This is a genomic window from Amycolatopsis kentuckyensis (genome assembly GCF_041679295.1).
Classification (GTDB): domain Bacteria; phylum Actinomycetota; class Actinomycetes; order Mycobacteriales; family Pseudonocardiaceae; genus Amycolatopsis; species Amycolatopsis kentuckyensis_A.
Genome location: NZ_JBGDMD010000006.1, coordinates 218,643 through 237,850, shown reverse-complemented (window position 1 = coordinate 237,850; position 19,208 = coordinate 218,643). Strand labels below are relative to the sequence as shown.

Annotated in this window: 17 protein-coding genes; 8 read left to right on the top strand and 9 right to left on the bottom strand. The window is 67.4% G+C overall.

The genetic code is table 11. The annotated features are described in order from the left end of the window. Positions 1–85: 85 nt before the first annotated feature. Both ACERZO_RS26325 and ACERZO_RS26320 read left to right on the top strand, forming a co-directional pair. Positions 86–748: an SCP2 sterol-binding domain-containing protein gene (locus tag ACERZO_RS26325; protein WP_372667442.1), complete on the top strand. Its 663-nt coding sequence runs from the start codon at positions 86–88 to the stop codon at positions 746–748. Positions 749–817: 69 nt separating this feature from the next. Continuing rightward, positions 818–1,369 carry an SCP2 sterol-binding domain-containing protein gene (locus ACERZO_RS26320; protein WP_372667441.1) on the top strand — a complete coding sequence of 184 codons (552 nt, stop codon included), beginning with the start codon at positions 818–820 and terminating at the stop codon, positions 1,367–1,369. A 647-nt stretch (positions 1,370–2,016) separates the two neighbouring features. Here the strand turns inward: ACERZO_RS26320 and ACERZO_RS26315 are convergent. Further along, the gene (locus ACERZO_RS26315) at positions 2,017–2,412 is read right to left on the bottom strand and encodes a hypothetical protein (protein WP_372667440.1); all 396 of its coding nucleotides are present in this window, start codon (positions 2,410–2,412) and stop codon (positions 2,017–2,019) included. Positions 2,413–3,060: 648 nt separating this feature from the next. Here ACERZO_RS26315 and ACERZO_RS26310 point away from each other — a divergent pair. The 3 genes from ACERZO_RS26310 (at position 3,061) to ACERZO_RS26300 (ending at position 6,995) form a co-directional block, all read left to right on the top strand. Beyond that, the gene (locus tag ACERZO_RS26310; RefSeq protein ID WP_372667439.1) at positions 3,061–3,699 is read left to right on the top strand and encodes a hypothetical protein; all 639 of its coding nucleotides are present in this window, start codon (positions 3,061–3,063) and stop codon (positions 3,697–3,699) included. A 62-nt stretch (positions 3,700–3,761) separates the two neighbouring features. After that, positions 3,762–5,168, top strand: coding sequence for a transcriptional regulator (locus ACERZO_RS26305; protein ID WP_372667438.1), 1,407 nt, complete (start codon positions 3,762–3,764; stop codon positions 5,166–5,168). Continuing rightward, positions 5,169–6,995, top strand: a complete 1,827-nt coding sequence (locus ACERZO_RS26300; protein ID WP_372667437.1) for a DEAD/DEAH box helicase — start codon at positions 5,169–5,171, stop codon at positions 6,993–6,995. Here the strand turns inward: ACERZO_RS26300 and ACERZO_RS26295 are convergent. After that, on the bottom strand, positions 6,988–8,295 hold the full coding sequence (locus ACERZO_RS26295) for a DNA cytosine methyltransferase (protein WP_372667436.1): 1,308 nt from the start codon (positions 8,293–8,295) through the stop codon (positions 6,988–6,990). The two genes, ACERZO_RS26300 and ACERZO_RS26295, sit on opposite strands and share 8 nt — an antisense overlap. A gap of 53 nt (positions 8,296–8,348) precedes the next feature. Here ACERZO_RS26295 and ACERZO_RS26290 point away from each other — a divergent pair, with 53 nt between their 5' ends. Then, positions 8,349–8,807, top strand: coding sequence for a very short patch repair endonuclease (locus ACERZO_RS26290; protein ID WP_372667435.1), 459 nt, complete (start codon positions 8,349–8,351; stop codon positions 8,805–8,807). A gap of 76 nt (positions 8,808–8,883) precedes the next feature. On the opposite strand, the gene ACERZO_RS26285 is transcribed toward ACERZO_RS26290, so the two are convergent. After that, positions 8,884–9,357, bottom strand: coding sequence for an FxsA family protein (locus ACERZO_RS26285; protein WP_372667434.1), 474 nt, complete (start codon positions 9,355–9,357; stop codon positions 8,884–8,886). Positions 9,358–9,426: 69 nt separating this feature from the next. Between ACERZO_RS26285 and ACERZO_RS26280 the strand changes: the two genes are divergently transcribed. Further along, positions 9,427–10,665, top strand: coding sequence for a pentapeptide repeat-containing protein (locus ACERZO_RS26280; protein WP_372667433.1), 1,239 nt, complete (start codon positions 9,427–9,429; stop codon positions 10,663–10,665). Here the strand turns inward: ACERZO_RS26280 and ACERZO_RS26275 are convergent. The 5 genes from ACERZO_RS26275 to pdhA all read right to left on the bottom strand — a co-directional run bounded on the left by ACERZO_RS26275 (position 10,622) and on the right by pdhA (position 16,821). After that, the gene (locus ACERZO_RS26275) at positions 10,622–12,568 is read right to left on the bottom strand and encodes an ABC transporter ATP-binding protein (protein WP_372667889.1); all 1,947 of its coding nucleotides are present in this window, start codon (positions 12,566–12,568) and stop codon (positions 10,622–10,624) included. The genes ACERZO_RS26280 and ACERZO_RS26275 overlap by 44 nt on opposite strands. 20 nt (positions 12,569–12,588) lie before the next feature. Beyond that, complete coding sequence (locus ACERZO_RS26270) at positions 12,589–13,173, bottom strand: TetR/AcrR family transcriptional regulator (protein WP_372667432.1); 585 nt, start codon at positions 13,171–13,173, stop codon at positions 12,589–12,591. A gap of 123 nt (positions 13,174–13,296) precedes the next feature. Next, positions 13,297–14,607, bottom strand: a complete 1,311-nt coding sequence (locus tag ACERZO_RS26265; protein ID WP_372667431.1) for a dihydrolipoamide acetyltransferase family protein — start codon at positions 14,605–14,607, stop codon at positions 13,297–13,299. A 16-nt stretch (positions 14,608–14,623) separates the two neighbouring features. Then, complete coding sequence (locus ACERZO_RS26260) at positions 14,624–15,616, bottom strand: alpha-ketoacid dehydrogenase subunit beta (RefSeq protein ID WP_372667430.1); 993 nt, start codon at positions 15,614–15,616, stop codon at positions 14,624–14,626. Beyond that, positions 15,616–16,821 (bottom strand): pyruvate dehydrogenase (acetyl-transferring) E1 component subunit alpha, encoded by a 1,206-nt coding sequence (gene pdhA / locus ACERZO_RS26255; RefSeq protein WP_372667429.1) that lies wholly within the window; start codon positions 16,819–16,821, stop codon positions 15,616–15,618. The genes ACERZO_RS26260 and pdhA overlap by 1 nt, the downstream gene beginning before the upstream one ends. A 370-nt stretch (positions 16,822–17,191) precedes the next feature. Here pdhA and ACERZO_RS26250 point away from each other — a divergent pair, with 370 nt between their 5' ends. Beyond that, positions 17,192–18,613 carry a M20/M25/M40 family metallo-hydrolase gene (locus tag ACERZO_RS26250; protein WP_372667428.1) on the top strand — a complete coding sequence of 474 codons (1,422 nt, stop codon included), beginning with the start codon at positions 17,192–17,194 and terminating at the stop codon, positions 18,611–18,613. On the opposite strand, the gene ACERZO_RS26245 is transcribed toward ACERZO_RS26250, so the two are convergent. After that, positions 18,610–19,170, bottom strand: a complete 561-nt coding sequence (locus ACERZO_RS26245) for a TetR/AcrR family transcriptional regulator (protein WP_372667427.1) — start codon at positions 19,168–19,170, stop codon at positions 18,610–18,612. The two genes, ACERZO_RS26250 and ACERZO_RS26245, sit on opposite strands and share 4 nt — an antisense overlap. Between the last annotated feature and the right edge of the window lie 38 nt (positions 19,171–19,208).

Sequence of the window (19,208 nt, the reverse complement as noted above, 5' to 3'; positions counted from 1 at the left end):
TGCCCCGTCAGGGTGATTTCGGCACGCTTGCCCGCCTACCTACTGGCGGGTAGCCTTACGCGTGAGTAACTGCAGAGGAGTGACCATGGCCGACAACGCCGGGATGACCAGCGCCGATCAGGTCGCGGGGCTCCGTGGGGCGGCGCTGCTGGACGCCCTGGAGCGGCTCGACCCGCTGAGCCCCGAGGCGCACGCCCTCGACGTCAACGCCCTCGCCGACGCGGTCAACCCGCGCGACCTCGGCAAGGACGACTTCCGAAGACTCTTGAACGCGCTCTTGAGACTGGCTGCCCAAGCCCCGGCGTTCGACTTGAGCAAGGTCGAGCCGGCCAGGTTTGCGTCCCTGGTGTCCTCGGCATCGCGCGCGCAGCTGGAGAGCGTCGTCGCGGAGAGGCCCCTGCGCGAGCGGGTGTTGGACGAGATCTTCGCCCGCATGGGCGCGCACATCCGGCCCGATCGGGCCCGCGACCTGCACGCGGTGGTCCACTGGCGCCTGTCGGGCGGAGCGGGCGAGGGAGGCTACGACCGCTACGAGACAACGATCTCCCACGGCGCGTGCACGGTGAGCCGGGAGATGCACGCCGCCCCGCGGGTGACGATCACGATCGCCCCGGCCGACTTCTTCCGGCTCATCACCCACCAGGCAACGCCGGCGGTGTTGTTCGTCACGGGAAGAATCAAGGTCAAGGGCGATCTGGCGTTCGCGGCGGGCCTGATCGGATACTTCGACCTCCCCCACCCCGTATAGTCCGTCGCTGTGCCCCGAAAAGCGAAGTGGCGCCTTTCCCGGCCCCGCGGAGTACGCGCCGGCCACGCGGTGAACGCGTTCGCGGACAAGCTCGTCATCGCCAACTTGACGCCCGCGCAGTTCATCCAGGTCCTGGAAACCCTCCACATGCTGGGCTCCGCGGGAGCGGGCATAGAGCTGAGTTCCCTGTCGACGGACGTCCTGGTGGACGTGGTCAAACGCAGCTCCCGCGACCAGCTGAAGGCGCTCGCATCTCATCCGGAGCTGCGCGCAGTGTTTCTGGACGAGATCTTCCGCAGAATGTCGGAGCACTTTTCCCCAGCGCGAGCGCGTCACGTGGATTTCGTGGTTTCCTGGCGCTTTTCCGAAGGAGCAGGCGAGGACGGCTACGACCGTTTCCAGACGGTGATCGAGGACGGGGTGTGCGTTTCGTCGACGGACTTGTCCCGAACCCCGGACACCACGATCACCCTCTCGGTGGACGACTTCATCCGGATGGCCACGGGCAACGCCGCGGTGGCGGCGATGTTCGTGACGGGCCGGGTGAAGGTGAAGGGCGAGTACGCCCCGGCGGTCCGGTTCTCGAGCTACTTCGACATCCCCAAGCCGTCTGACGCGTAGGCCGGCGTGCTCCGCCGACCTACGCGTCACGCTCGGCCGGCTAAAGGAGCGACTGCAGCCACTCGATGAGCCGGTCGGCCGCCTCCTTTCCCAGCGAGTAGAGCGCACCGCGGGCGAACGATGCGGGCCAGCTGGGCTCTCCGCTCACCCGTCCGGTGGTCTGTGCCGGCCTCCTGGAACGCGTGATCCTGGCGTTACGGAGCCGCGAACCCCGCCTCGGACGCTTAGACTTGACCATAGGAGCTCCTGACTGGTTTGTCCTGGTAGGGGTTCTGAAGGGGAAAGCCCGCCGGTGTTCGCTTGCCTGCTAGCCGGCTGGCTTTCCCTGAGCACGCTGAGGTCTGGAACGCCTCGGTGAGACGCCCCGGGTTAGGGCTTGCGCGCGCACCCGGTGGCTTGGGTACGTGCCCAGGAAGGTGCAACACCATGTTTTCTCCTGCAAATGTGCTGTCGATCACGTGTCAGCTGTCATGCGCCTAGGTGAGAGCCCGTCACTAACAGGACTGCGAGATGACCTGGTCTGTCCCACGCTTTGCCGCGGTGGAACGAGGAGTTGGGTGAGATGGCTGTCGAAGGGCTTTTCCTTTCCGGCGGTGTCAGCGGAGAGAGAGGTCGGCAAGTTCTGTTGCGCCGGTCCACCTGGGGCCCTACTGGGGGACCGGCGCAACGGATGCTCGGGCGGGATCTGCTGATCCCGCCTGCATCACTGCCGGAAAAGGCTCTGGCAACGCGAACCGGGACAAGCTCAACCGTGACCGGGCGATTTCCCGCAGTTCGAGCAGGGTTCGCAGGGAGCATGGAAGCGTGGTGCCGCCGCCCTGCTGTGCCAGTGAATACAGCAGCTTCAAGGTGTCAGAGCTGGGAACCCTGCGCGCGTTGGCGAAGAGCGAGAGCGCTGCCGGGGATACCCACAGCTGCTTTGCCCGCTCGGCCTGGGTTCGCTGCTTCATGCATCGGCACAGCTGGACGACAAGATCAGCGAGCTGACGCTGTTCCAGCGTCGAACCCGGAGGATAGCGCCCACCGGCGTGCCCGAGCTTCATTCGTTCCCCTCCTCAATTTTGGGTGCACTGAATAGAGGGCAGGACCTGCGGTCGCTTGCGCGGGGAGGCCGCCCTTGCCTGCCGGCTCAAGCCGCCTTGGTGATGACGCGAGCCGGTGTCGTGTGGTTGTCCATATGGGTTGCTGGGGTGCGGCCTCCTGGGGTGACGCGTCGCCTGTAGATGTTGATCAGTTCGCTGCAGTGGTAGCCAGTCGAGCTTCTGAGACTAGCCCACCTTCGCGTCCTCCGGGGCGCGTTGTCGCCGTGTGTCTCGAAGGGCTGCGAAGCATTGAAGCCCGCGAAGCGGTCTGAGGTGCGCATCGTCGAGGATCTACGATCGCTCCCCGGTTGCCAGAAGAGGTATTGGCCCAGCTAGCGCCGTTCCAGGGCGCTAGCTGCGTGGAGATGATCTTGAATTGCCGGGTTATTCCGGCGCAAATTAATTTGCTTAAGCGAATGACGCTGTCCCCGTGTTTACACATCTTGTAAACACGGGGACAGCGTCTTGTGTTCACGGCCGTGCTACAAAGAATGAAGTTCAGGCGAGTATCCGCCGCTCCGCGAAGCCGCCGACGCGGTGCGGTCGGATGTGAACAGAAAGTGAAGGTCAGCTTTGCGCCCGTCTTGGACAGCTCCCGACCTGGGGACCATGAAACGTGTCGCCCTGTGGCTGCTCGATGTAGTTGGTGAAGGGAACGAGTTCACCAAGGAGGAGATGCGCGCAGCGTTCCCGGGCGTCTCGCAGATCGATCGCCGGATGCGTGACCTGCGCAGCTTTGGCTGGCGTATCGACACGAACCGGGAAGACCCGTCTCTGACGTCATTCCAGCAGCGCTTCGTGAAGAGTGGCCAGCCCGTGTGGGAGAAGGGCATGGCCTCGAGGCCGCAATCCGCAGCGGCGATCGGCGCTGTACGCCGGCGCGAAATCATCTCCAGGGACGGCAACATGTGCCGCTCGTGCGGGATCGCGCCGGGTGACCTCTATCCGGGAACCTTCGAGGGTGCGCAGCTGGACATCGCGCGCCGGGATGTCCAGCTGCCCGATGGGCGAGTGGAGCAACAGCTGGTCACCGAGTGCAAGAAGTGCCGTATCGGCGCGAAGGACCTGGAAGTCTTCCTTCCCACCGTGCTGGATCGCGTGAACGCCTTGACGCCGGAGGAGCGGAAGCTTCTGGCCTCGTGGATGGCCGCGGACGAACGTCCCTTCACGCCGGCTGAGCGGGTATGGGCTGAGTACCGGGCTTTGCCCGCGGACGCACGCGCCACGGTGCAGGGTTCCCTGGGCTGACCAGGCCTGGAGACCCGGATATCGTTTGCCGTTGCTGCGTACGTAAGTAGTACAGGAGAAGCATGATCAAGGACTACGGACGACCGCCCAGGTCCGGCGAGAACCGCGCCCTCGTCGAGCGCCGCCTCAAGGAGGTGGTCGAGGCCGGCGGCTCACGCGAGACGCAGACCGTCGACTGGCGGGGCAGCCAAGTGCACCTCGACGTCATCCAGATGCCGGTCGGCGACCTGTACTACAACCCGGCGACGCACCGGATCCGTGCCCAGCGCAGTCACGACCCGCAGCTCGACCAGCTCGTTGACGAGGACCCTTGGAGCAGCGCGAGCCAGGAGTACCTCGGATACCTCCTGCAGGCGCTGCCGGCGGATCCCAGCAGGACCGACCCGGCTTTCACCGAGCTGTCGGAAAGCCTGCGAGATTACGAGCAGACCGAGCCGGGGCTGATCACGCGCGACGGTGTGCTCGTGAACGGCAACACCCGGCGTGCTGCCCTGCTGAAGATGGGCGGCCCGCAGCAGCCCATCAGGGTCGCCGTGCTCCCGGAGTCCTGCGACTGGACGGACATCCAGGATGTCGAACTGTCGCTGCAGCTCAGGAAAGAGCATCGTCGCGACTACTCGTACATCAACCGCCTGCTGGCGATCGACGAGCTGGTGAGCCAAAGCATTCCGATTGCGAAGATCGCTGCGATCTTCCGCAGCACCGTGCAGGCTTGCAAGCAAGACCAGTGGGTCTTCGCTTGCATCAAGTCGATGATTGAACGTAGTGAGGTGAACGGCCACCGCATCCCGCTCATCGCGTTCGAGGCCCACCAGGAAAGCTTGAAGGAGCTGCACCGGCGCTACAAGAAGGACCTGGCGACGAGTGGCGACCGTGCGGAGCTGACCAAGGAGTCGAGGCTCGCGGCGATCATGCTCGGGTTCTCCAAGACCGACGTCCGTTTCATCGAGTCGGACTTCCAGTCCCGCTACCTGAACAGTGCGCTGCCGGCCGACCTCAAGCCGGAGCCGTCTTCATCGAAGGTCGCGATTCCCGGGCTAGGTGTTTCGGTCAAGGGCACGTCGGACGATGTGGCGGCCGCCAAGGACTTGACGGACACGGTGCTGAAGGCGCGCACGATCGAAATCACCCATGCCAGCGGGTACGCGGTGGGGTCCGCCGGTAAGTCGGCAGAGATCAAGGACGCGATCGACAAGGCGATCGAAGTTGCTGGGCGTCAGGCGAAGATTCAAAAACGCAAGCAAGCGGCGCCGGACCGGTTGAACTCCGCTACAGCGGAGATCGACCAGTGCGTCACGGAGCTGGCCATGTCGCGTGCGAATCGCGCATTCGACGAAGAGACCTTCAACGACGCGCTCCTGAGTTTTCGCCGCAGCATCCGGAAACTTGCCGTCGAGGTGGGCCGGACGGTCGAGGACCAGGGCGAAGGGGCCGCCTGGCTACGACAGCTTCTCGAACTGGAGTCCTGAGTGGAGCCAAGTGGTCCAAGCCTGATCATCGGTTTCGACCTGACACGCACGCAGGCGAAGCTGCAGACGGTGAACCAGTTCCGCGAGAACCTGGCTAGCCTGCTCGCTGCGTTCCCGGGGGGCCAGATGACTGAGCGCCTCGCTGCCGCGGTGCCGATCGACGAGTTCATCGGGGGTATCGAAGCCCTGGCGGGCTGGCCGGCTCCGGAGTCAGTGGTCTGGGAGGACTCGTTCCGCACCCTGGTCATGGAAATGATCAACGATGCGGAACGCTCGGAGCGCTTGCTCGCCGGCGAAGAAGACGACTTCGTTGTCCACGAAGAAGACGTCGCAGGCGAGCTGGATCCCAGCTGGACCGGAGATCTCACGCCGTTCCAGCGGCGAGACATTGCCAAGCTCGTTTCCCTGGGCCATGGAGCAAACTTCAGCGTTCCCGGTGCGGGCAAAACCCGCGTGGCGCTGGCTGCTTTCTCCATCTTCCGCCGGCGCCAGCGGGTCCAGCGCTTGCTGGTCGTCTGCCCGAAGTCGGCGTACGAGGCGTGGCAGGAAGAAAGCGAGAAGTGCTTCGCCAGTGCATTGGACGTTCAGGTCTTCGATGGCAGACCTTCGATGTCCGCGGACGTGCTGCTGGTGAACTACGAGCGCCTTGACCGGTCGCTGGGGAGCATCACCGATTGGCTGGAGTCGGCGCCGGCGATGATGATCCTGGACGAGGCGCACCGGATGAAGCTCGGCACGGCCGGTGTGTACGGAGCTGCGTGCATGGCTCTCGGCCCGCTCAGCGTCATCAGGATGATCCTCACGGGTACTCCCGCTCCGAATGGTCCCAAAGACCTCGAAAGCTTGCTGGCCTTCGTCTGGCCCGGTCGTGGGAAACGGGTCGTCAACGACGCCATCGACGGTGGCAACCTCACCTATGCCAGCCGCGTGCTGAAGCCCCTCTACACCAGGACCACCAAGCACGAGCTCGGGTTGCCGCCGGTGTCTCTGGGTATGCGCATGGTCGACCTCCCTCCGCTCCACCGGGAGATCTACGACGCCATCGTAGGGCGGTTCACCTCCCGAGCCGAACGAAGCCGATCAGACTTCGACGCGCTCGGGCGAACCGTCTTGCAGCTGATCATGGCCGCGACCAGCCCTGCTCTGCTGGCTGAGGGAGCCTCGCGGTACGAGCCGTTGTCCCTCCAGGTGCCACCGCTGGAGATTCCGGTCAGCGACCCCCTGCACACCCTGCTCGGCTCTCTTTCCGAATACGAGATGCCACCGAAGTACCAAGAGGTACTCGCTGTGGTCGAAGAGAACGCCGCGAACAAGCGGAAGACTCTGGTCTGGGCCAGTTTCGTACGCTCCATAACGACTCTCGAGGTTCTCCTCGCCGGCTTCAACCCCGCTGTGGTGCACGGGGGAACAGCTGATCGCGATGCGCAGATCGAGGCCTTCCGCACCGATCCGGACTGCGCCGTGCTCATCTCCAACCCGGCCACCTTGGGCGAGGGGATCAGCTTGCATCAGGTCTGCCACGACGCCGTCTACGTTGACCGGGACTTCCAGGCTGGCCGTTTTCTGCAGAGCCTGGACCGCATTCACCGGCTCGGCCTGGCACCTGACATCGAGACCCGCATAACCATCCTGGCGGCACGCGGAACGGTCGACGAGGTTGTGGCACTCAGGCTCAACGAGAAGCTCGAGTTCATGGGCAAGCTCCTCGACGACGCGTCAGTCCAGCAGCTCGGCGACCCGTTCGAAGAGCCATCCGTCATCGCCGGCATGGACGCCGCGGACGTGAAGGCCCTGCTGCGGCACGTCCGGAAGCCAGAACTCAGCTGATCTTGGCCCGGTTCTGGAGGAACTTCTCGTGGCGTTCGTGGTTGGCCTGGCCGATGAATGCTTTGAACTCGCCGAGCTTGTACGCAAAGCTATCGTCAGGCAAGTGCTTGGGGTCGATGTCGAAGTCGCGGCGAAGCTGGGTGATGCGTTCTTCGAGCTCCGCGATCCCGTTGCGAAGCTTGGCACGCTTCAAAATCACGTCAGCAGGAACGTAGCCGCCGAGTTCCCGGAGCACCTTGTAAACGGGATCGTGGCTCGAGGTCTCGCGTGAGACGACCTCGCCCTCGTGCTTGAGCGCCTTCAAGATCGCTGATCCCACGGCTTCAGCGACCGGGGGCGGGAATGCGTTGCCGATCTGCCGGTACCGAGTTGTCTTCCGGCCGGTGAACTCCCACTCGTAGCCGGGAAGCCACCCTTGAATACGGGCGACCATGTCGGTGGTCAGCTTCGGCCCGGGAGCTGGGTTGGCCTTGGTGTTGAACTTGGCGTCCCGTGCGGGCGGGGCATCCGCCACCCCCATCGCATCGACGCTCAGCTCGGCCCATGCGCGCTTGGCCCTGGTCGGTCCCAGGTCCGCGCCACCGTGCTTCTTGGAACCACCGACGATCGTGGGCCCGATCTTGTCAGCGTTCTTCATCCATTGCTCGAGCCCTTCCCAGCCGTTGGCACCCATGAGGTCGTGAATGGCGGCGCTGACGGTGAGCTGCTCCTCGACGGGCTCGGGCCATTGGAAGTACTTGGCGTCGTCCTCTTGCATGGCGACCAGGACGAACCGGGGCCGTAGCTGCGGCACTCCGAAGTCGCAGGCGTTGAGCAACCGCCATTCGGCGACGTACTTGAACTCGGCAAGCCGGTCCAGGACGTACTGCCGGTAACCCGAAAACCGGGGCAAGCTGAGCCCGCGGACGTTCTCCAGCATCAGGGCACGCGGCCGGACCCTGTCCACCTGTTCCACAGCCCAGGCGAAGAGGTCGCGTTCATCGTTCGCACCGAGCTGCTTGCCAGCGATCGTGAAGGGAGGACAAGGAACCCCGCCGGCGAGCAACGCGACCTCGCGGTGATCTTCGGGATTGAAGATGGCGGGGTCGGCGACGTCACCTTGCTGGACGATGGCCCGTTTCTCTTCGTTGATCTCGATCTTGCCTGGGATGTTGGTCCGCAGGGTCTCGAAGGCGTTGGAGTCCAGCTCGACCGCAAGGCGGTGCTTGAACCCGGCTCGCTCGAGGCCGAGGGCTTGGCCGCCCGCGCCAGCGCAGAGTTCAACGACCTCGAAGGAGCTGTCGTCGGAGGCGCCGGTCATCGGAGTCCTTCCCAGGGTGGCGTGGCGAGGTAGCGCCTGAGACTATCTGGCGCATGGCGCGCCGCGAGACACCCCCGCCAACTGATGGAGTAGCGAAGCCGAAGCCCTATCCAGCCGCTGCTAGCGAGGGCCGCTCGCGCAACATGCGAGCCAACAGGCGCACGGACACCAAGCCCGAGGTGGCTCTTCGTAAGGAGCTGCATCGGCTTGGTTATCGGTACCGCAAAGACCTGCCGATAGTGCTCGAAAGTGTGCGTGTTCGTCCGGACATCGTCTTCACCAAGCGAAAGGTCGCGGTCTTCGTCGACGGCTGCTTCTGGCACGTCTGCCCGGAACACGGACGCCATCCGACCAGCAACGAGTGGTACTGGACGCCGAAGCTCCGGCGCAACATGAGCCGCGATCAGCTGGTAACCGAAGCGCTTGTAGAGGCGGGCTGGCGAGTGGTCCGCATCTGGGAACACGTGCCGCTGCGCGATGCCGTCTCGGCAATCGAGGCCGCGATCTCGTAGCACGAACACGCGTTCGATCTTAGAGACTGCACGTGCAAACGCCTAGCAGTGTCAGCTCGCGTGTCGTTACCGCTGATCAGCCCTCGATGATCCGCCCTTCGATCACCGTCGGCTGGTCGCGCCGTGGTCCGGCCTCCGGAGGCGGCACCACCTCACTGTCCACCACCATCACCGGCCCCCGCCGCTGGTTGGCGAACCGCACCGCCCGCTTCTCCATCCGACGCAGCCACCACCGACGCGCCACCGCCCGTGACGGCGGCAGCATCAGCAGCAAGCCCAAGACGTCCGAAACGAACCCCGGTACCAGGATCAACACCCCGCCGAGCGCGACCAGCATCCCGTCGGTCAGTTCCTTCTCCGCCGGCTGCCCAGCCCGGGCCGCCGACATGAACGCGCGCATCGCCTTGCCGCCCTCGCGGCGGGCCAGCCAGGAACCCAGGAACGCGCCGGCTAGGAGGAGGCCCAGTGTGCCGAGCACGCCGACGGCCGAGCCCACCGCCCAGATCGCGGCGATCTCGGCGAACACGTAAAGCAGGAACGCGACAGCCATACCCGGTCAACGAACGAGCTGTCCGATTTGCTCCCGCGCCCTCCGACGCACCGGCTAGTCTCACCCCTCGTGTCCGACTGGCTCCGCTGGCTCCTCATCGCCGCAGCGGTGCTCGCCGCGGTCGGCCTGGTCGTCGGGCGGCGGGTGTCGCCGGACCGGCTGGGGCTCTCCTCGCTGCGGATGCCGAACCTCGACGGCCGCGGCTCGATCCTGCTTTCCGTGGTGGCTTGGTTGCTCGTGGCGATCGTCGTCGCCGGCGGGACCACCGGGGGGCTGCTGTGGTTCCTCGGCTGGCCGAAGCTGCCGACCGCCGGCGTGTTCGGGGTCGACCAGCTGCTCGATCTGCTCAAGATCGCCCTCTCCGTCGTCGCCGGGTTCGGCGGCGTGGTGCTGCTCGCCGTCAACTACCGCAAGCAGCGGGTCACCGAACAAGAGCACGACCTCGCCGTCGACAAGGCTGATCGCGAGACCGTCCAGAGCTTCAACGAACGCCTCGGCACCGCCGCCGAACAGCTCGCCCACGAGAGCCCGGCCGTTCGGCTGACCGGCGTCTACGCCCTCGCCGGCCTCGCCGACGACTGGGCCGACAAGCGCCAGGTCTGCGTCGACGTCCTCTGCGGCTACCTGCGCCTCCAGCCCGAGGTCATGACGCCCGGCGAGACCGAGGTCCGGCAGGCCATCCTCCGGATGATCCGGGACCGGCTCACCGGCTTCGAGTGGTGGCTGCCCGTCGACTTCGACTTCACCGGGGTCGTGTTCGAGAACGCCGACTTCTCCGGCCTGCGGTTCCCCGGCCGGGTCATCTTCGACCGGGCCGACTTCACCGGTGAGCTGACTTCGTTCGACCGCGCGCGCTTCGAGGGCCTGCTCAGCTGCCACGGCACGCGCTTCACCACCGAGCGGACCTCGTTCACCTCGGCGTGGCTCAACGGCGGTGCCGAGTTCGTCGGCGCCGAATTCGGTGGGCGGCACCTGGCCTGCTCCCGCTGGGACGCCCGGGGACCGGTCGACCTGGGCAACTGGGCCGGCGAAGGCGCGTTCGCCCGCCTGAACTTCGACGACGTGCGGTTCACCCGGTGCCGGCTCGACCTGAGGTTCCTGTCCGAGAGCGAGCGGGCGATCTGGTTCACCGACTGCGTGCTCGACACCACCGTCGTCGTCATCGACGACCGCGACGCACCGATGCCCTGGCTGAACCTGCGGAACGTCGAACTGCGCGGGGGCACCGAAATCCCCGAAGGGATCATCCGGCGCCCCCGATCGCTCAGCTCGGCACCTCGTCGAGGTACGCGCGCGCCTGGAGGGTGAACAGCTCCGCGTACCCCGCCTTCGCCGCCATCAGCTGCTCGTGCGTTCCGTACTCCGCGACCTTTCCGTGGTCCAGCAGCAGGATCCGCTCCGCCTGCCGCACCGTCGAGAACCGGTGCGAGATGTACAACGTCGTCCGGCCCTCGGACAGCTCGCGCAGCCGCGAGAACAGATCGTGCTCGGCCTGCGCGTCCAGCGCCGACGTCGGCTCGTCGAGGATCAGCAGCGGTGCCTCGCGCTGGAACGCCCGCGCCAAAGCGATCTTCTGCCACTCGCCGCCGGACAACGAAACGCCCTGGTCGAACCACCGCCCCAGCGGGCTGTCGTAACCGCTGGGCAGGCGCTCGATGCGCTCGTCCGCGCCAGCTCGGCGGGCCGAGTCCTCGATGTGGGGACGGTCCTCCAGCCGCGAGAGATCACCCAGGCCGATGTTCTCCGCCGCCGTTCCCTGGTACGTCACGTAGTCCTGGAACATCGCGCTGATCCGCGTGCGCAGCTCCACCGGGTCGTACTCGCGGATGTCGACGCCGTCCAGCAGGATGCGGCCGCCGGTCGGGTCGTACAGGCGGCAGAGCAGCTTGAACAGCGTCGACTTGCCCGCGCCGTTGCGGCCCACCACCGCCACCGTCTCGCCCGGGTGGATCTCGAAGCTGACGTTGTCCAACGCCGGTTCGTCCGCGCCCGGGTAGGCGAACGTCACCGAGTCGAACTCGATGTGTCCGTCCACTTCGGAGGGGAATGGCCGCGGTGACGCAGGCGGCGTGATCTCCGGCTTCGTGTCCAGGAACCGGTACAGCGTGTCCAGGTACAGGTTGTTCTCGTACATCCCCGAAAACGCCGTGAACAGCCCGGACACCGACGTCTGCACGGAAGTAGCTGCAGCTGTGTACAGCGCCAGGTCGCCGAGCGTCAGCCGTCCGCCGACCGCCTCCAGCGCGATGTACAACGCGATCGCCGAGCCCGCGAACGTGCTCAGCAATCCCCAGGACGTCGAGCTGATGTTGCGGTTGATCGTCAGCTTCCGCTGCCGCTCGTACGACACCAGGCCGAGCCGGCGGAACCGGTCGACGAAGTACGGGCCGAGCCCGAACAGCTTCGTCTCCTTGGCGTACGTGTCCGTCGTGACCAACGAGGACAGGTAGTCCATCCGGCGCTTGATCGGCGACATCAGGAACGTCAGCCAGAACGCGCGCGAGCCGTACTTCGACTGCGAGATGAACGCCGGGATCGGCGCCACCAGGGCGACCAGGGCCAGCAGCGGGCTGATCGCCACGAGCAGCGCGATCATGCTGCCGAACGTGATCAACGTCCGGACCAGGCCCAGCGCGGAGTTCATCATCGACAGCGGCCGCGTCGGCGCCTCCTGCGCCGCCTGGCGCAGCATGTCGTACGACGTCGAGCCTTCGAAGTACGCGAGGTGCAGCTCGCTCGCGTGCGCCATCACCTGGTGGCGGATGGTCAGCGTCATGCGTTCCTGCAGCAGCGACTGCGCGATCGACGTCATGGCGCTGCTGATCGCGGTCGCGGCGAGCACGCCGAACTGGAACAGCGCGACGTTGACGATGTCGCCTGTGGTCCCCTTGCCCTGGATCGCCGCGACGACCGAGTCGAGCAGCAGCTTCGCGACGTACGCCGTCACGGTCGGCAGCAGGCCCGACAGCAGCGTGATCAACGCCAGGAGGATCGTCAGGATCGGGCTGGCCTGCCACGTCAGCTTGACGACCTTCGGCAGGCCGCGGACCGTGCCCGCCACGGACGTCTTCGCGCGCTTGAGCCGCGAGCGCAGGTCCTTCGGCTGGTCCTCCGGCTTCGGTTCGGGAATGTCGACGGGCCCGGTGAGCCCGCTCTCCGGCACCGTCGAAGCGTGCCGCCGACGACCGCGCCTGGCCAGCATGAACTCCATGCCGCCCCCACCGCCCGGGATCACTTGGCCTCCACGGCGCCGTGCAGGAAGACGTCGACCACCTGGCGCGTGGTGGGGGCGTCGTCGATCGGCGCCATCCGGCGGCCGCCGAACAGCAGGGTCAGGAACAGCGCGGCCAGCTGCTCGGGGGTCAGCCGCAGCCGCTCCTGGTCGGGTTCGAACAGTTCGGTGATCGCGCCGCGCATGGCGGTCATCGACTCGCTGCGACCCCCCTTCATCGTGCGGTTCTTGAGGCGCTGCTCGGGGTCGCGGTGCCGGACGCGGCCGGACGCGTGCAGGGCGCCCATCAGCGCGCCCATCCGCTCGAAGTGCGCGCCGAGCGCTTCGGCGGCCTCGACGAGCCGGTCCGCCAGTGGCTGCTCGATGGGGATGTCGGCGATCGCGTCGAGGACGTGGTCGGGGCGCAGCACCTCGGCGGTGCAGGCGTCGAACAGCTCGTCCTTGTCCTTGAACGCGCGGAAGATGGTGCCCTCGCCGATGCCGGCGGCGCGGGCGATCTGGCTGGTCGTGACGTTGGCGCCGTGCTCCATGAGGAGCGGCAGCACCGCGTGCACGATCATGGCGCGCCGGTCTTCGACGCTCATGCTCGGCGCTCTGCGCCGGGTTTCGGGTGCTGGTGTCATGTCACCAGTGTGCGGAGTGAGTGCTCACTCCGTCAAATGGATAAAGGTGAGGGCCGCCCGAAGACGGCCCTCACCTGCGGAAACTCAGTACGTCATCGCCATGGCCGGGTCGGCCAGCAACGCGCCGACGTCGGCCAGGAACTCCGAACCCTGCTGGCCGTCGACCACGCGGTGGTCGAAGCTCAGCGACAGCTGGAGCACCTTACGGACCTTGATCTCGCCGTCCACCACCCACGGCTGGTCCTTGATCGCGCCGAGGCACAGGATCGCGGACTCGCCCGGGTTGATGATCGGCGTTCCGGTGTCGACGCCGAACACGCCCACGTTGGTGATCGTGATCGTGCCGTTCGCCATGTCCGCCGGCGACGTCTTGCCCTCCCGGGCCACGTCCGTGAGCTGCGTCAACGCGACCGCCAGCTCCTTCAGAGACATCGAGTCGGCGTCGCGGACCTTGGGCACGATCAGGCCGCGCGGCGTCGCCGCCGCGATGCCGAGGTGCACGTAGTCCTTGTAGACGATCTCCTGCGCCGCTTCGTCCCAGACCGCGTTGACGTCCGGGGTGCGCTTCGCCGCCAGGCACACGGCCTTCGCCGCGAACGTCAGCGGCGTCACCTTCACGCCGGCGAACTCCCGCGACTTCTTCAGCTTCTCGCGGAACTCCATCATCGGCGTGACGTCGATGGTCAGGAACTCCGTGACGTGCGGAGCGGTGTACGCGCTCTGCACCATCGCGGCCGCGGTCATCTTGCGGACGCCCTTGATCGGCACGCGCCGCTCGCGGGAGCCGCTGTCCACGACGGACTCGACGACCGGCGTGCCGTTGGCGGCGCGCTCGACGTCGTCGCGGGTGATCACGCCACCGGAAGCGCTGCCGGTCAGGGTGTGCAGGTCGACGCCGAGGTCCTTCGCCAGCTTCCGCACCGGCGGCTTCGCCAGCGGGACGTACCCGCCGCGAGGAGCAGCCGGGGCGGCGGGCGCAGGCGCCGGAGGAGCGGCAACGGCCGCGGCCGGGGCAGGAGCGACGGGCTCAGCACCCTTCCGCGCGCGCCGCTGCGTGACCACGGCCTTGGAGCCGTAGCCGACCAGCGGCTTCATCTCTTCTTCTTCAACGGGAGCCGGCGCGGCGGCAGCAGGAGCCGCAGCGCCACCGGGGTCGACGTCGATGGTGAGGATCGGCGTGCCGACCTCCACCGTCTGCCCCGGCTCGACGAGCAGCTCCGTGACCACCCCGGCCCACGGGATCGGCAGCTCGACGGCGGCCTTCGCGGTCTCGATCTCGACCACGATCTGGTTGACCGTCACCGCGTCGCCCGGCTTGACGTGCCAGTTGAGGATGTCGGCTTCGGTCAGCCCCTCGGCGGTGTCGGCCAGGGGGAACTGTTTGTACGTAGGCATTGCGCGGAGATCCCCCTTACCAGGCGAGCGAGCGGTCGACGGCGTGCAGCACCCGGTCCAGGTCGGGGAGGTAGTGCTCCTCGAGCTTGGCCGGCGGGTACGGCGTGTCGAACCCGGTCACCCGGAGGACGGGCGCTTCCAGCGAGTAGAAGCATTCCTGCTGGACGCGCGCCGCGATCTCCGACGTCAGCGACGACTCCGACGGCGCCTCGGAAAGCGCGATCAGGCGGCCGGTCTTGCGCACCGACTCGAACACCGGGCCGAGGTCCAGCGGCGAGAGCGTGCGCAGGTCGATGACCTCGAGGGACTTGCCCTCGTCCTCCGCCGCCGCGGCCGCGTCGAGCGCGACCTTCACCGACGGGCCGTACGCGACGACCGTCGCCGTCGTGCCTTCGCGGACGACCTGCGAGGAGAACACCTGCGCCGGCGTGCCGGCCACGTCGATCTCCGCGCGCAGCGCACCCGAGTGGTACAGCCGCTTGGGCTCGAAGAACAGCACCGGGTCGTCGGACTTGATGGCCTGCTGGATGCCCCAGTAGGCGTCGACGGCGTTCGAAATGGACACGACCTTGAGGCCCGGGATGTGCGCGAACAGCGACTCCGGCGACTCCGAGTGGTGCTCGACCGCGCCGATCCCGCCGCCGAACGGCACCCGGATCACGACGGGCATCTTGACCTTGCCCTGCGTCCGATAGTGCAGCTTCGCCAGCTGCGAGGAGATCTGGTCGAAGCCCGGGAAGATGAAGCCCTCGAACTGGATCTCGCACACCGGCCGGAAGCCGCGCACGGCCAGGCCGACCGCGGTGCCGATGATGCCGGACTCCGCGAGCGGCGTGTCCAGCACGCGCTGCTCGCCGAAGTCCTTCTGGAGGCCGTCGGTGATCCGGAAGACGCCGCCGAGCTTGCCGACGTCCTCACCCATGATCAGGACCTTGGGGTCTTCTTCCATCGCGCGGCGCAGGCCGAGGTTGAGCGCCTTGCCGATGGTGAGTTTCTGGAGGTCGGTCATCAGTGCTCACCCGCCGTTGCGAAGCCGTCGAGGTAGGACAGGAACTCTTCGCGCTGCGCGTCCAGCACCGGGTTGCCCTCGGCGTAGACGTTGCTGAAGATCCGCTCCGGCGGCGGCTCGGGCATGTTGAAGGTGTAGTCGCGCAGGTCGGCGGCGAACGCGTCGGCTTCGGCCTGGATGCTGTCGAAGAACGCCTGGTCGGCGTAGCCGCCGCGGGCCAGGTACGCCCGGACGCGCTCGATCGGGTCCTTGAGCTTCCACTCCTCCAGCTCGTCGGAGAGGCGGTAGCGGGTCGGGTCGTCGGTCGTCGTGTGCGCGTCCATCCGGTACGTGAACGCCTCGATCAGGACGGGTCCGTTGCCGTGCCGGCACTCGTCGAGCGCCCAGCGGGACACCGCCAGGCAGGCCAGGACGTCGTTGCCGTCGACGCGGATGCCGGGGAAGCCGTAGCCGCGGGCGCGCTGGTACAGCGGCAGGCGCGACTGGCGCTCGGTCGGCTCGGAGATCGCCCACTGGTTGTTCTGGCAGAAGAACACCAGCGGCGCGTCGTAGACCGCGGCCCAGACGAATCCTTCGTGGACGTCGCCCTGCGAGGTCGCGCCGTCACCGAAGTAGCAGATGGTGGCTTCGCCGTCGTCGTCCCCGACCTTGCCCTCGAACTTCTGGCCCATCGCGTACCCGGCGGCGTTGAGCACCTGGTTGCCGATCACGATGGTGTACGGGTGGAAGCCGTGGCCCTGGTAGTCCCAGCCGCTGTGGTCGGTGCACCGGAAGATGCCCAGCAGGTCCTTCATGTCGACCCCGCGCGCGTACGCGACGCCGTGCTCGCGGTAGCTGGGGAACGCCATGTCGTTCTTCTTGAGCGCCCGGCCGGAGCCGATCTGCGCGGCTTCCTGCCCGAGCAGCGGGACCCAGATGCCGAGCTGGCCCTGGCGCTGCATGGCGTTGGCTTCGCGGTCGGCGCGGCGCACCAGCACCATGTCGCGGTAGAGCCCGCGCAGCGCTTCGGCGTCGACGTCCTCGACGTACTTGTCGAACTGGGGCGAGGGGACCCGTTCGCCTTCGGGGGTGAGCAGCTGAGTCAGCTCAGCGCCACCTTCGCTGGTTGCCCGCAATCCGGCGATCACCTGCTCGGGGGAAGGCTGGGCCGCTACGGCGGCCGGCCCGTCTCCGGGCTCCGGGTGCGTCCACTGTTCGGACGGCATGCGCAGTACTCCTCGGTGTCGGTGCCTCTGGCGGCCGCTTGTGGCGACCACAGCGACTGCACCGGCGGCGACCAGCGCATCGGGTCCGAAGCGCTCGGTCACCGTCGGCGTTGACGGTTCTCGCCGACATCCTGGCACGAAGGTCGTGGTTTTGGTCAGTCACGGATGCTGATTTGTTGCTGAGAAAGGGGCCCTGAACAGGGAAAACGCTTGGAAGCCCGAGCATCGGACCTACGAGAGTAGGGAATCGATGCGCGCGCTCACCAGGCGTGGCCGCGTCACCACGCGCACCCGATCCCGCGTGATCACCCACATCGGGGACGACCTTGTGATGTGCCGCACGCCGGGACCCCCGTGGCACGATGGCGGCGTGGAGCAGAAATCCGTTCGTGAATCCGTCGTGACGTCGTGGACCGACGACGTCATCCCGAGCCTGTCCGGGCTGGTGGCCATCCCCGCCCTGTCCCCGGCCTTCGACGCCGACTGGGCGAACACCGGGCACCTGGCCGCCGCCGTCGACCACGTCCGCGAGTGGATCGCCGCGCGCGACCTGCCCGGCGCGACCCTCGACGCCGTGGAGCTCGAAGGCCGCACGCCCCTGCTGCTCGTCGACGTCCCGGCGACCCCGGGCGCGGCGGACAAGGGCACTGTCCTGATGTACGGCCACCTCGACAAGCAGCCGCCCGTCGGTGGCTGGTCGGAGGGTCTCGGCCCGTGGACGCCGGTGATCCGCGACGGCCGCCTGTACGGCCGCGGGTCCGTCGACGACGGCTACTCCGGCTACGCGGCGACGACGGCGATCCAGGCCGTCCACGCGGCCGGCGGCGAGCACGCGCGGATCGTCGTGCTGCTGGAGACCGGCGAGGAGTCCGGCAGCCCCGACCTGCCCGCGTACGTCGAGCACCTGGCCGACCGGATCGGCGACGTCTCGCTGGTGGTCTGCCTCGACGCCGGCGGCAGCGACTACGAGCGGTTGTGGCTGGTCACGAGCCTGCGCGGGATGCTGCACCTGGACGTCACCGTGCAGCTGCTGGGCTCGGCGCAGCACTCCGGCGTCGCGTCGGGTGTCGTCGCCAGCTCGTTCCGCGTGCTGCGCAAGCTGCTCGAACGGCTCGAGGACAGCACGACCGGCGAGCTGCTGCTCGACGAGCTGAAGGTGGACGTCCCGGCGAACCGGCTGGCCGAGCTGAAGGCCGTCTCGCAGGACTTCCCCAACGCCCTCAAGACGGCGTTCCCGCTGGTCGAAGGCGGCCGCGTGATCACCGAAGACGCGCTGGAGCTGGCGCTCAACAACACCTGGCGGCCGACGCTCTCGGTGATCGGCGCCGACGGCTTCCCGAAGCCCGCCGACGCCGGCAACGTGCTCCGCGAAAGCACGACGCTGACCCTGAGCTTCCGGCTCCCGCCGACGGCCGACGCCGAGAAGGGCCTCGACGCCGTCAAGGAGGCCCTGACCACCGACGTCCCGTACGGCGCGAAGGTCACCTTCGGGCACAACCCGCAGGCGGAGGACGGCTGGAACGCGCCGACCGAGGCGCCGTGGCTGACGAACGCCCTGCGCACGGTCAGCGACGAGGTCTTCGGGCAGCCGCACCGCGCGGCCGGCATGGGCGGGTCGATCCCGTTCATGGGCCTGCTCTCGCGGAAGTATCCGGAGGCGCAGTTCCTGGTCACCGGCGCGTGCGGGTCCGACTCGAACATCCACGTGCCGGACGAGTGGCTGCACCTGGACTACGCGCAGCGGGTCACCGAGGCCGTCGCGCACATCCTGGACGCGCACGCCCGCGGCTAACGGCAGGCCTGCCGGAACGCCGAGGTGGCCGCGTCGAGGTACGCCGGGAACTCCTTGGCGCCGCCGGAGTCGATCCAGCGGTCGAAGGCGTCGCCGAGGATGATCGCCGCCGCCTGAGCTGCCGGTTTCGCCAGCTCGGGCGGTGTTCCGCGGCGCTCGAGGGCGTCCCGGATCGCGGCCGTGATCGCCGCGCCCTTGCTCCGCTCGCGTTCGCGGAGTTCGGCGCTCGACGCGATCACGGCCCGGCGTTCCGGCGACGGGTCGACGAGCCGCGTCACCTGCGTGCCGACCTCGACGAGCGCGCCGAGCGCCGTGCGAAGCGGCGACTCGGCCTCTTCAGCGGCGAGGACGGCTTCGGCGACCGCGGGCGGTAGCTGCTCCGCGCCGCCGAAGAGGACTTCGCGCTTGTCGGGGAAGTAGCGGAAGTACGAGCGGCGGGTGATCCCGGCGCGCTCGGCGATCTGCGTCACGGTCACGGCGTCGTACCCGTGCTCGGCGAACAGCTCCAGCGCGGCTTTCCGCAGCCGGTCCGCGGTCCCGGGATCCCATCTGGCCACGGCTCCAGCCTACAAGTGACGTCTCACTGTGTCGTCAC

Coding starts and splice junctions, on each gene's coding strand:
- ACERZO_RS26325 (WP_372667442.1), top strand. CDS start 86: ATGGCCGACAACGCCGGGATGACCAGCGCCGATCAGGTCGCGGGGCTC.
- ACERZO_RS26315 (WP_372667440.1), bottom strand. CDS start 2,412: ATGAAGCTCGGGCACGCCGGTGGGCGCTATCCTCCGGGTTCGACGCTG.
- ACERZO_RS26310 (WP_372667439.1), top strand. CDS start 3,061: ATGAAACGTGTCGCCCTGTGGCTGCTCGATGTAGTTGGTGAAGGGAAC.
- ACERZO_RS26305 (WP_372667438.1), top strand. CDS start 3,762: ATGATCAAGGACTACGGACGACCGCCCAGGTCCGGCGAGAACCGCGCC.
- ACERZO_RS26295 (WP_372667436.1), bottom strand. CDS start 8,295: ATGACCGGCGCCTCCGACGACAGCTCCTTCGAGGTCGTTGAACTCTGC.
- ACERZO_RS26290 (WP_372667435.1), top strand. CDS start 8,349: ATGGCGCGCCGCGAGACACCCCCGCCAACTGATGGAGTAGCGAAGCCG.
- ACERZO_RS26285 (WP_372667434.1), bottom strand. CDS start 9,357: ATGGCTGTCGCGTTCCTGCTTTACGTGTTCGCCGAGATCGCCGCGATC.
- ACERZO_RS26275 (WP_372667889.1), bottom strand. CDS start 12,568: ATGGAGTTCATGCTGGCCAGGCGCGGTCGTCGGCGGCACGCTTCGACG.
- ACERZO_RS26270 (WP_372667432.1), bottom strand. CDS start 13,173: ATGAGCGTCGAAGACCGGCGCGCCATGATCGTGCACGCGGTGCTGCCG.
- ACERZO_RS26265 (WP_372667431.1), bottom strand. CDS start 14,607: ATGCCTACGTACAAACAGTTCCCCCTGGCCGACACCGCCGAGGGGCTG.
- ACERZO_RS26260 (WP_372667430.1), bottom strand. CDS start 15,616: ATGACCGACCTCCAGAAACTCACCATCGGCAAGGCGCTCAACCTCGGC.
- pdhA (WP_372667429.1), bottom strand. CDS start 16,821: ATGCCGTCCGAACAGTGGACGCACCCGGAGCCCGGAGACGGGCCGGCC.